This window comes from Bacillus sp. J14TS2 (genome assembly GCF_018333015.1).
Classification (GTDB): domain Bacteria; phylum Bacillota; class Bacilli; order Bacillales; family Bacillaceae_C; genus Lederbergia.
Window position 1 is genome coordinate 1 of the sequence record NZ_BORE01000082.1, and the last position, 255, is coordinate 255.

Sequence of the window (255 nt, forward strand, 5' to 3'; positions counted from 1 at the left end):
TTGCTTTGGTACATTGCTCTCGTAAAGGACAACCTGTACAATCTTCACATTCATAGACCTTAAATTGTCGCTCGTAACCATACTTGTCTGTCCGTTTGGAGTCATAGCGATAAGTAACAGCTTGCCCATTTGGACAAGTAAAGGCATCTTTTTCGGCATCATAATCCCAGTTAGCGGTGTTAAAAGGATTGTTTTTATATTTTTTCTTCTTCTCTTTACGATACATATTGTAAGTGATGAGGGCAGTTCGTAATC

The 255-nt window shown here is 38.4% G+C and carries 1 protein-coding gene; it reads right to left on the reverse strand.

Going from position 1 to position 255, the window contains the following annotated elements:
* The coding region (locus KI375_RS27160) for a transposase (protein WP_212976452.1) at positions 1-255 on the reverse strand (255 nt) is incomplete at both ends.